Raw genomic sequence first — 11,699 nt, 5'->3', positions numbered from 1 at the left:
GCCCCCGTGCGGGGCGAACGGCGGGCGACGACGGACGCTAGGGCTTCTGCCGCGAACCGGTCGGACTGCCGCTCGGGGTGCCGGCACCGCCACCCGGGCCGGTGGTGGTGGTCGGTGCGGGGGCCGGCCCGGTCGGGGAGGCCGAGGGCGTCGGCACGGCCGGCGGCGTGGTCGCCGTCCCGCCCCCCGGGCCCCCGGTCTGGCCGCCGCCCGACTGCTGGCCACCGCCCGGCTGCCCGGTCGGCGGCGTCACCGGCGGGGTGACCGGAGGCGTCACCGGCGGCGCCACCTGGCCGTCCACCGGGGCGACGGCGTACAGCTCGACGCCCCAGAGCGAGTAGCCGTACTTGGTCGCCCTGGCCACGCCCTGGATGCGCAGGAACTTCGCGCCCGGCGCGTCGAAACGCACCGTCTCGTTGCCGCCCCTGCCGTCCCCGACGGTCGCGACCGTGGTCCAGGACCGCCCGTCCGCCGAGGACTGGATCTTGTACGCGGCGGCGTACGCGGCCTGCCAGTGCAGCACCGCCGAACCCAGGTGGGTCGCCTTCGGCAGCTCCAGCTGCACCCAGGCGTCGTCCGCCGCCGGCGAGGACCAGCGGCTCTTCGGGTCCTGGTCGGCCACCGCCGAGGCCGGGAAGTTCGCGGTCTCGTCGCCCGAGGAGGTGGCCTGCGCGGTGATCGCCAGGTCGGGACCGCCGGTCGGCGGCACCACGTGCACCTGGAGCACCTGGCGCACCGTGGTCTGGCCGGCCACGAACACCACCGGCACCTGGTACGTCCCGGACGGCGTCTCCGGCCCGGCGGTCACCAGCAGCGGCACGCCGACCTTGCCGCCGCGCGGCACGCTCACCCCGGTCACCGGCGCCACGGTCAGCCCCTTGGCGACCACCGGCACCTCGGTGCGCAGCTCCCCGGTGACCCCCTCCGGCCGGCCGGCCTCGACGGTGACCCGGGCCTGCACCGGGACGGCGTCCCCGGTCACCGCGTCCACCGAGGCGTCGGCCAGGCTCAGCCGGGCCGCCGGGGCGTCCGCGTACCAGGGGATCACCTGGTTGACCACGGGCGGCTCCCCGCCCGGCTTCCAGGCCAGCCGGAACGCGTCGGCGGGCAGACCGCCGGCCGAGAGCTCGTTCCAGCCCGGCTGCACGGTGCCGATCTCGGTCCAGGTGCCGTCCGGGTGCCGCACAGCGACGGCGGCCGAGGCCCGCACGCCCGGGTCGGTGAGCACGGTCAGCCGGTCCAGCGGCCGGGCGGCGCCCAGCTCGACCGTCAGCGGCTCGTCCTGCGCGGTCGGCGCGGTGGCCGCCCGGTAGGCGGTGTCCGGGTTGCCGTCCAGCACCGCGGACGCCGAGGAGCCGGGCAGCGCGGCCGGGCCGCCGGAGACACTGGACGGCAGCTCGTCGGGCGCGGTCACCGAGAACTCGCGCACCGCGACCGCGGTCTTCTGCGCGGCGGTGGCCCGCAGCCGCACCGCCCGGACCACCGTCCCGGCCGGCACCTGCGCCGAGACGGACTTCTGGTTCTTCACCGAGGCCAGCTTCTTCCAGCCGCCCTCCCCGGTGGAGTACTCCAGCACGCCGTCCCGGATGTAGTCGTCCAGCGCGCTCTGCCCGTCCGGGCCGCTGCCCCAGGAGCCCATCAGCACGGTGACGCTGCCGACCGGGCGCCCGCCGCCGAGGTCCAGGCCGACCGAGTCGCCCTGCTGCGGCGGCGCCGAGCTCCAGTAGAAGGTGTCGGCGACGCCGTCGGCCATCAGCGCCGGCAGGTGGTCGTGCGCGGTGCCCAGGGTCGTGGTCGCGGTGATGCCGCCGCCCTGCACCCCGGCCCAGGTGTCGGCCGCCTGCAGCGCCCGCTCCAGGAACGGGCCGAGCACGCCCGCGCCGACCGTCGCCGGGCTCTGGCCGAGCTGCTCGCGCAGCTTGGTCAGCTCCACCCGGGCCTTCCAGGCGGCCCCGCCGTCGCCCCCGCGCTGGGCCAGCAGCATGTCCAGGGCGGACTGCCCGGCCAGCCCGAAGTCGCGCAGCGGCGCCAGCCAGGGCGCGGCCTCGGCGGCCAGCGGGGCGGTGGCCTGGGCGGCGGCCAGGGTCTGCTGGGCGCCGGCCATCGCGGTGAACGCCTCCCGCAGCGGGGCGGCCGACTCGATCAGCCGCGCCAGGTCCGGCGCCGCCCCCGAGGTCGGCTCGGCGGACGCCCAGAACCGGTCCATCAGCGGCAGCAGATAGCCGGACTCCTGCTTGGCCAGCGGCGAGGACACGCTGTTCCCGGCCAGCGCGGTCACCGCGGCCAGGGTCTCCCCGGTCGGCGTGGCCGTCGCGCCGGTCGGCCCGGCCAGCGAGCGCAGCGCCGCCCGCCAGGAGTCCTCCGGCTTGTAGGCGGACGGGTTCCAGGCGAAGTCGCCGGCCGTGGAGAGCGCGATCCGGGAGGCCACCGGCTGCCGCATCGCACCGGTCAGCATGACGGCCGACCGGGTCGCCACCTCACTGTCCCGGCCGGTGTAGGCGCCCAGGAAGAGCCGGTCCGGGGTGGCGTCGTTGACCGGGTAGTTGTCCATGGTGACCAGCGGGTGCCCGTACAGGCCGCCGGTGTCCGCGACCTGGGTGCCGGTGATCCGCTCCGGGATCACCCCGACGCCGCTCCAGGCCACCTGCACCGCGGGGGGCAGCGCGGCGGCCAGCGCCGTCCGGTACGGGCTGGAGCCCTGCTGGTGGTACTCGGTGGGGACGACCGACAGCGGCGCCAGGGCCGGGTTCCGCGCGATCAGCCGGTCCTGCACCTTGGCCGCCAGCTCCGCCTGCGCCCTCGCCGCCGCGGCCGGGCCGGTGCCGTACTTGGACCGGTCGTCGGAGCAGTGCCACTCCTCGTAGGACACGTCCAGGAACTGCAGCTGGAACGCCGAGAAGCCGAGCCGGCGCAGCCCGTCCAGCTTGGCGACCAGCGCGTCCGCGTCCTTCCCGGAACTGAAGCAGAAGGACTGCCCCGGGTCGATCGCGTAACCGAGGGTGACATGGTCGCGCGCGGCGCGGGCGCCCAGCGCGCGCAGGTCGTTCTCCCGCTCCTGCGGGTAGGCGTCCCGCCAGCGGGCCAGCCGGTACGGGTCGTCGCCCGGCGCGTAGAGGTAGAAGTTCTGCTTCGACCGGCCGAGGAAGTCCAGCTGGTCGAGCCGCTGCTGCTGCGTCCACGGGGTGCCGTAGAACGCCTCGGCGGTCCCGCGCACCGGCGCGCCGGACGGCCAGTCGCGCAGCACGATCCCGGGCAGCCCGAGGCCGGCCGCGCCGGGCAGCTGGCCCTGGTCCGCCGGGACGGCCGCCAGCAGCTGGCGCAGCGACTGCGCGGCGTAGAAGGTGCCGGCCGCGTCGGCCCCGGCCAGCACCACCGCGCCGTAGCTGCCGCCGCCGGCCACCGGCAGCTGACCGGCCACCAGCACATGGCCGCCGGACGGCAGCCCGGCGGTGGTGGGCGCGGCGGTGTCCTTGCCGCCGGCCGCGACGGTGAGCTCGCGCAGGATCCGGTCGGTGTCGCCGCCCGCGCCCTCGGCGGGTCCGCCGACGTACACCACCAGCGAGCCGGCCACCGGCGGGTTCGGCGCCGGCAGCGCGGTCACGGCGGTCGCGCCGGCGACGCCGAGGACCTCCCGCACCGCGGCCACCGCGCCGGGGTCCGCGTTCGGCGCGGTGACCAGGGTGACGGCCCCCGGCACGGTGACCGGCTTCCCGGTCACCCGCTGCTCCTGCGGGCGCGGGAACACCTGGGGGTCGCCCAGACTGCCGAGCGGGGTCTGCGAAGTGCCGCTCGCGGTGCTCACCACGTCCGGACCGGGCGTGTACCCGGGCGCCACGGCGTACGCGGCCGGCCCGCTCACCAGCAGACCGCCGACCACGGCGGCCGCCGACAGGGTGGCCGCCACCTGGAGGGTCCGCCGGCTCGGCGCCCCCGGGCGGGCGGCCAGGGCGCGCTCGGCCCGGACCGAAGGCAGCAGCGGCGAGGTGCCCTTGAGATCGGCGATCAGTCGATCGGCCGTCCTGGGCGCCAGTTGACGGCACGTCCGCGCGGTGGCCCGGCGGGCCGCGAGCGCCGTCGGGTGCTGGAGCACCTCGCGCAGCGCGGGGCTCTGCTCCAGCTGCTGACGGAACCGCCGGCCGGCCACCTCGGACACTCGGGCTTGCACAGGAGCCTCCTAGCCAGGCCGGAACCACATCGCGGCACAGCCCACCAGCTCTGTTTGACGGTGTCAACGTCGTCGACGGGTATGCCGACTTTGTCCGGTTTACCCGCGACTGCAACCCTTCGCGCACTGCCCTTTTTTGGGCTCGGCTCGCCTCCGGGGCGCTCTTGTCCGGTGCCGACGGTCGGCGCTCCCTCGCTCCTTCGTCGCTCCCTCGCGCTCTCCCTTTCGGCACCGGCGCGCCCCTTCGGCTCGCTCACCCCTTCTTCGGGCTCGGCTCGCCTCCGGGGCGCTCTTGTCCGGTGCCGACGGTCGGCGCTCCCTCGCTCCTTCGTCGCTCCCTCGCGCTCTCCCTTTCGGCACCGGCGCGCCCCTTCGGCTCGCTCACCCCTTCTTCGGGCTCGGCTCGCCTCCGGGGCGCTCTTGTCCGGTGCCGACGGTCGGCGCTCCCTCGCTCCTTCGTCGCTCCCTCGCGCTCTCCCTTTCGGCACCGGCGCGCCCCTTCGGCTCGCTCGCGGTCCGTGCCTGGCGGGGGTCAAAGAACCCACCCGCGCGTGGTGCCGCTGGACTCCACCCGTGCGTGGCGCCGGTGGACTTGCCCGCTCGTGGTGCCCCTGCGTCCGTGTACTCGTGGTGCCCCGGTCGGCTCCCGGTTCCGATCCCCCTCGTGTCGCGCCGGGTCACCGGGTCGTCACCCGGGTAGGACTGTGCCTGTCCTGACTGGGCGTTGCCGAGACATCGCAGGAGCCGCGAGTGGCCGCTTATCTCGACCGTGACGGAGCCGACGCACTGGAGGTGCCGGCCCAGGACGCGCCCCCACCGCCGCCCGAGCTGGTGGCGCTGGCGCAGGCCCACGGGGTGGACGCCGGCCACGGCCCCGGCGGGGTGCCGGCCGGTGCCCGCACCCTGGTCGCCGTCCTCGCCGCGCTCGGCGTGGCCGCCGCCACCCCCGACGCCGCCCGCGAGGCCCTCGCCCGCCACCGGGCGGAGCAGCGCGCCCGCCTGCTGCCCCCGACGGTGGTCGCCCGGGCCGGCCGCCGCACCGCGCTCGACCTCCCCGCCGACACCCGGCTCACCGTCGTCCTGGAGCAGGGCGAGCGGTGGCGGCTGCCGAACGGCCACGCCCACTGGCTGCCCGCCGACCTCCCGCCCGGCCGGCACACCCTGCACGCCGAGGCCGCGGACCGCACCGCCACCGCGCACCTGATCGTCGCCCCCGACCGCCTCCCCGCCCTGCCCGGCCGGGGCTGGGGCTTCCTCGCCCAGCTGTACTCCGTCCTCTCCGACCGCTCCTGGGGCATGGGCGACCTCGCCGACCTCGCCGACCTCGCCACCTGGGCGGGCTCCCTCGGCGCGGGCTTCGTCCAGATCAACCCGCTGCACGCGGCCCTGCCCTCGACGCCCTCCGACCCGTCCCCCTACCGCCCCTCCTCCCGGCGCTTCGCCGACCCGGTCCACCTGCGGATCGAGGAGGTGCCGGAGTACGCCTACCTGGCCGGCGAGGAGCGGGCCGAGGTCGACGAGCTGCTCGCCCGCGCCGCCCGGCTGCGCGCCGAGGTGCTGGTCCACGACGGCCTGATCGACCGCGACGAGGTCTGGGCCCTCAAGCGCAGCGCCCTGGAGCTCCTGCACGCCGCGTACCGCCGGTACGCGGACGGGCACGGCGCCGTCCGCACGGCCGCGTTCGACGCCTACCGGGCCCGCGAGGGCGAGTGGCTGGAGCGGTACGCGGTCTGGAACGCCCTGGCCGAGCGCCACGGCGCCGACCACCATCACTGGCCGAAGGGCCTGCGCCACCCGGACTCCCCGCACGTCCGCCACGAGGCCGCCGAACTGGCCGACCGGGTCGCCTTCCACCGGTGGCTCGCCTGGCAGGTCGACCGCCAGCTCGGCCGCGCCCAGCAGGCGGCCCGCACCGCCGGCATGCCGGTCGGCCTGGTGCACGACCTCGCGGTCGGCGTCCACCCGGACGGCGCCGACGCCTGGGCGCTCCAGGACGTCCTGGCCGCCGGGATCTCGGTCGGCGCGCCGCCGGACGCCTTCAACGCGCACGGCCAGGACTGGGGCCTGCCGCCCTGGCGCCCGGACGCGCTGGCCGCCGCCGGCTACGCGCCCTTCGCCGAGCTGATCCGCTCCGCCGCCCGGCACGCCGGCGCCCTGCGGATCGACCATGTGATGGGCCTGTTCCGGCTCTGGTGGGTGCCGGCCGGGCACGCCCCGACCGAGGGCGTCTACGTCCGCTACGACGCGGAGGCGATGCTCGCGGTGCTCGCCCTGGAGGCCCACCGGGCCGGCGCCGCCGTGGTCGGCGAGGACCTTGGCACCGTCGAGCCGGGGGTGCGCGAGGAGCTGGCGGAGCGCGGCGTGCTGGGCACCTCGGTGCTCTGGTTCGAGCGGGACTGGCAGAGCGGGGGCGCGATCCTGCCCCCGGGGCGCTGGCGCCCGGGCAGCCTGGCCACCCTGACCACGCACGACCTGCCGTCCACCGCGGCCCGGCTCTCCGGCGAGCACGTCGAGCTGCGCCACCGGCTCGGCCTGCTCTCCCGCGCGCTGGGCGAGGAGCAGGCGGAGGCGGCCGCCGAGCTGGCCGACTGGCGGGCCGAGCTGCTCCGGCTGGGCCTGCTGTCGGGGGACGAACCGCTGTCGGCGACGGCGCTGTACCGGTTCCTGGCCGACACCCCGGCCGAGCTGGTCGGCGTCTGGCTGCCGGACGTGGTCGGCGACCCGCGCCCGCAGAACCTGCCCGGCACCTGGGACCAGTACCCGAACTGGCGGCTGCCGGTCGCGGACGGCTCCGGGCGCCCGGTCACCCTGGACGGCCTGGCGGCCGCCCCGGCCGCGCGGACCCTCGCCGACCTGCTGCGCTCCGTGGGCGCCCGACCGGCCGCCGGGCCCGGACCGGCTCCCGAAAGGCCGACCCCGCCGAGCGGCTCGGCGTAAGTCACGGGTAAGTTGGCACCGTGGACAAGAGGAACGCTTTGCGAGCCGGCGCGGTCACCGCAACGGTCACGCTGATGATGCTGCTGTCGTCGCCCGCCATGGCCCTCACCCGGGACGACGGCGACGACCCGGGTAGCGGCCTGAGCGTCGCCCAGACCCTCGGCCTGTACGTGCTGCTCCCGATCGCGGCCTTCGTGATCATCGGCGGCCTGGCCGCGATGCCGTACGGCAACAAGGACAAGAAGAAGTAGCCGAGGGCCCTCCACCACGGAGCCCAGCACAGACCCCGAGGGGGCGCCGGACGATGTCCGGCGCCCCCTCGGGCGTTCCCGTTCCGCGAGAGGCGCGACCCGTTGCGGGGCGCGTCCCTCCTCCGCGCGGGAGGGGGACGCACCCCGCCGGTGTCAGCGCTCCCCGGCCGCCCGGTCGACGGCCTGCGCCTTGAGCGCCCGCTCCACGCCGGCCCGCGCCTCGACGATCTGACGGCGCAGCGCCGGCGCCGGCTCCGCGGCGGTCAGCCAGGCGTCGGTGGCGTCCAGGGTGCCCTGCTCGACCAGCAGCGCCGGGTACAGGCCGGTGATGATCTGCTGCGAGATCTCGTGGCTGCGGCTCTCCCAGACGTCCTTCACCGCGGCGAAGTACTTCTCCGAGTACGGCGCCAGCAGCTCGCGCTGGTCGGCCTGCTGGAAGCCGCCGATCACCGCCGCCTGCACGTAGTTGGTGAGCTCGTCCGAGTCCACCACGGAGGCCCAGGCCGCCGCCTTGGCCTCGGCCGTCGGGCGGGACGCCCGGCAGCTGGCCGCGTGCTCCTGGCCGGCCGCGGTGTTGTCGCGGGCGAGCTCGGCCCCGATCGCGGCCTCGTCGGCTCGGCCGGTCGCGGCGAGGCGGCCCAGCAGGACCCAGCGCAGCTCGGTGTCCACGGCCAGGCCGGGGATCACGGTGCCGCCGTCCAGCAGCCCGGCCAGCAGGTCGAGCTGACCGTCGGTCCGGGCGACGGAGCCGAGCACCCGGGCCCAGGCCAGCTGGTGGTCGCTGCCCGGCTCGGCGTCGCGCAGCGCCTGCTCGGCGGCCTCGGCCCAGCGGGCCAGGCCCTGCTCGCGCCAGTCCGGGTCGGCGTAGACGTCGAGCGCGAGCTTGACCTGGCGCTGCACCGACTGGACGACACCGATGTCGCTCTCCCGGGGCAGGCCGGAGAGGGCGAGGGTCAGGTAGTCGCGGGCGGCCAGCTCGCCGTCGCGGGTCATGTCCCAGGCGGAGGCCCAGCACAGCGCGCGCGGCAGCGCCTCGGTGAAGCCGCCGAGGTTCTCGGTGACGACGGCCAGCGAGTCCTCGTCGAGGCGGACCTTGGCGTAGGTGAGGTCGTCGTCGTTGAGCAGGATCACCGCGGGGCGGTGGCGGCCGACCAGCTCCGGCACCTCGGTGCGCGGGCCGTTGACGTCCAGCTCGATCCGGTCGGTGCGCACCAGCGCGCCGTCGTTGAGCTCGTACAGGCCGACGGCGATCCGGTGCGGGCGCAGCACGGCCTCGCCCTTGGCGCCGGCGGGGAGCGCCGGGGCGGTCTGCAGTACGGCGAAGGACTCGATCTCGCCGTCCGTGTTGAGGGTCACCGCGGGGCGCAGCACATTGATGCCGGCGGTCTCCAGCCAGGCGGCGGACCAGGACTTGAGGTCGCGGCCGCTGGCCTTCTCCAGTGCGCCGAGCAGGTCGCCGAGCCGGGTGTTGCCCCAGGCGTGCTGCTTGAAGTAGGCGCGCACGCCCTCGAAGAAGGCGTCCTGGCCGACGTAGGCCACCAGCTGCTTGAGCACCGAGGCGCCCTTGGCGTAGGTGATGCCGTCGAAGTTGACCTGGACGTCCTCCAGGTCGTTGATCTCGGCCATGATCGGGTGGGTGGACGGCAGCTGGTCCTGCCGGTACGCCCAGGTCTTCATCTGGTTGGCGAAGGTGGTCCAGGAGTTGGGCCACCGGGAGCCGGGCGCCTCGGCCTGGCAGACCGCCTCGGCGTAGGTGGCGAACGACTCGTTCAGCCAGAGGTCGTTCCACCACTCCATGGTGACGAGGTCGCCGAACCACATGTGGGCGAGCTCGTGCAGGATCGTCGCGGCGCGGGCCTCGTACGCGGCGTCGGTCACCTTGGACCGGAACACGTACTGGTCGCGCAGGGTGACGGCGCCCGCGTTCTCCATCGCGCCGGCGTTGAACTCCGGCACGAACAGCTGGTCGTACTTGGCGAACGGGTAGGGGAAGTCGAACTTCTCCTGGAAGTAGTCGAAGCCCTGCTTGGTGACCTCGAAGATCGCCTCGGGGTCGAGGAACTCGCGCAGCGAGGGCCGGCAGTAGATGCCCAGCGGCACCTTCTGCTCGCCGTTCTCGTAGCTGTCGAAGACCCCGACGTAGGGGCCGGCGACGAGCGCGGTGATGTACGAGGAGATCCGGCCGGTCGGCGCGAACCGCCAGACCCGGGTGTCGCCCTCGCCCTCGGGCTGGGGGGTGGGCGAGTTGGAGACCACGACCCAGTTGGCGGGCGCGGTCACGGTGAAGGCGAACGCGGCCTTGAGGTCGGGCTGCTCGAAGGAGGCGAAGACCCGGCGGGCGTCCGGCACCTCGAACTGGGTGTACAGGTAGGTCTCGCCGTCGACCGGGTCGACGAACAGGTGCAGGCCCTCACCGGTGTTGGTGTAGGCGCAGTCGGCGACCACCCGCAGCTCGTTCTCGGCGGCGAGGTCCGGCAGCGCGATCCGGCTGTCGGCGAAGGCGCTGTTGTCGAGCCGCACGCCGTTGAGGACGATCTCCTCGACGCTCGGGGCGACCAGGTCGATGAAGGTGGCCGCGCCCGGGGTGGTGGCGGTGAACCGGACCACGGTCGTGGACCGGAACGTGCCCCCCTCTCGGGCCGAGCTCAGGTCGAGCTCGATCTCGTACGCGTCCACGTGCAGGAGGTCGGCCCGGGTGCGGGCCTCGTCACGGGTCAGGTTGGTGCCGGGCACTCGCAGGACTCCTTTGTCGGGCTGATGCCTGGCATCCTGCCATGTCCGCCCGCGGGTGCCGGAGGAATACTCCCCGGGTACGCCGCGGGCGGGGTGGTACGGGCCGGTCGGGCCCGCACCACCCCGCCCGGGGGTGCCGCTACTTCTTGACGAACTTGAACACCGGAGCGTCGATGCTGCTGCGGGAGAACCCGTACAGCGCGCCGTCCGAGTTGAGCACGAACTCGTTGCTGCTCAGGCTGATGCTGAAGGAGGAGGAGTCCTTGCCGAGCGCGATGGTGCCGAGCTCGCTGACGGCGCCGTCGGCGGGGGCGAGCGAGGCCAGCTTGGCGTCGGTGCCGTAGCCCATGTCCATGATGACCCGGACCTTGCCGTCCTTGTCGGTGCCGGAGACCAGCCGCAGGCCGTCCTTGGCCTTGCCGTCGGTCGACCAGAGCCGCTTGCCGGTGTTCAGGTCGTAGGCGTTCACCGCGGGCTTGGTCGGGTTGGTCTGCACGTACAGGGTGCTGCCGCTGACCACGCTCTGGGTGATGGCGTCGCCCAGGCCGCTGAGCCGCAGGCTGTCGTAGCCGGGCTCCTTGACGGGCATCTGGGTGCCGGCCTTGTTGGTCTTGTCGAACGGCAGCACGTAGTCGCCGTTCGGGCCGCTGGACATCGAGACCACGAGCGGCTGCTCGGAGAGCACCTTGTCGACCCGCTCGATGGTGCCGGCCAGGGTGATCGGCGCGGGCGAGGTGACCTTGCCGCTGTCCGTCTCGACGATCACCAGCTGCGACTTGACGGTGGTGTTGAGGCCGTAGCAGCGGTCGGTGACCACGATCTGGGCGCCGGCGACGGTGCCGTAGACGCTGCAGTCCTTCTCGCGCGGCTGGAACGACCAGGCCGCGGAGCCGTCGGCGATGTTGACCGCGGCGGCCGTGTTGGCGCCGATGCCGACCACCTTGTCGGTGACGGTCAGGGTGGGGGAGGACATCCGGCTCTGCCCGACCTTGACGGTCCAGCTCAGCTTGCCGGTGGTGAGGTCGACCGCGGCGATGGTGGAGCAGTCGCTGTCACCGGTGTTCAGCGCGATCGCGGCGACGTGCTTGGAGTTGGCGCTGTACGAGGCGGAGCAGAACTCCTTGGCGCCGGAGGGCACCGGGATGTTCCAGGCCTCCTTGCCGTCCGAGGTGTTGACGGCGCGGATGCCGGTGGTGTCGGCGCGCACCGCGACCTTCTCGGCGCCCCAGATGGCGAGCATCCGGGTCGAGCCGCTGACCGAGCTGGCCGGCTTGTCGGCCGCCCAGGCCGGGTTGTAGGCGCCGGCCTTGCCGCCGCCACCGCCGCCCGTGCCGCCGGTGGCGCCGCCGGTGGCCGGCGCGGTGACCGTGCCGCCGGTGGCGGTGGCGTCCCCGCTGGGCCCGCCGGTGACCTGGCCGGTGGTGCCGCCGGAGGCGGTCGGCTGGTCGTCCTTCTTCTTGTTGTCGTCGGTGAACAGCACGATCAGCGCGGCGACGATGGCGATCGCCAGCACACCGCCGATGATGCCGCCCCAGACCATCACCGGGTTGCGCTTCGGCGGGGCGACGGGCGCCGGGGCGCCCGGGTAGCCGTAGCCGCCCGCCTGCTGCGGG

At 75.0% G+C, this 11,699-nt stretch carries 5 protein-coding genes; 2 read left to right on the top strand and 3 right to left on the bottom strand.

The window, feature by feature from the left end:
- Positions 1 to 37: 37 nt before the first annotated feature.
- On the bottom strand, positions 38 to 4,165 hold the full coding sequence (locus BI06_RS15335) for a beta-N-acetylglucosaminidase domain-containing protein (RefSeq protein ID WP_233290161.1): 4,128 nt from the start codon (positions 4,163 to 4,165) through the stop codon (positions 38 to 40).
- Positions 4,166 to 4,915: 750 nt separating this feature from the next.
- On the opposite strand from BI06_RS15335, the gene malQ reads away from it, so the two are divergent.
- Together malQ and BI06_RS15325 are read left to right on the top strand one after the other, a co-directional pair.
- A complete protein-coding gene (gene malQ / locus BI06_RS15330; RefSeq protein ID WP_063794972.1) occupies positions 4,916 to 7,102 on the top strand; it encodes a 4-alpha-glucanotransferase in 2,187 nt (728 codons plus the stop codon).
- A 20-nt stretch (positions 7,103 to 7,122) separates the two neighbouring features.
- Entirely contained in the window at positions 7,123 to 7,353 is a 231-nt protein-coding gene (locus BI06_RS15325) for a hypothetical protein (protein WP_030395011.1), read from the top strand.
- A 153-nt stretch (positions 7,354 to 7,506) separates the two neighbouring features.
- Here the strand turns inward: BI06_RS15325 and pepN are convergent, their stop codons facing one another.
- Both pepN and BI06_RS15315 read right to left on the bottom strand, forming a co-directional pair.
- Positions 7,507 to 10,086, bottom strand: a complete 2,580-nt coding sequence (pepN, locus tag BI06_RS15320) for an aminopeptidase N (protein ID WP_043468616.1) — start codon at positions 10,084 to 10,086, stop codon at positions 7,507 to 7,509.
- A 139-nt stretch (positions 10,087 to 10,225) separates the two neighbouring features.
- A partial coding sequence (locus tag BI06_RS15315; protein ID WP_158516435.1) for a PQQ-binding-like beta-propeller repeat protein occupies positions 10,226 to 11,699 on the bottom strand: 1,474 nt, incomplete at its 5' end.

The sequence above is a fragment of the Kitasatospora sp. MBT66 genome (genome assembly GCF_000710405.2).
Taxonomy (GTDB): Bacteria; Actinomycetota; Actinomycetes; order Streptomycetales; family Streptomycetaceae; genus Kitasatospora; species Kitasatospora purpeofusca.
Note: the sequence above shows the minus strand (reverse complement) of the source record. Positions and strands in the feature narration are given on the sequence as shown.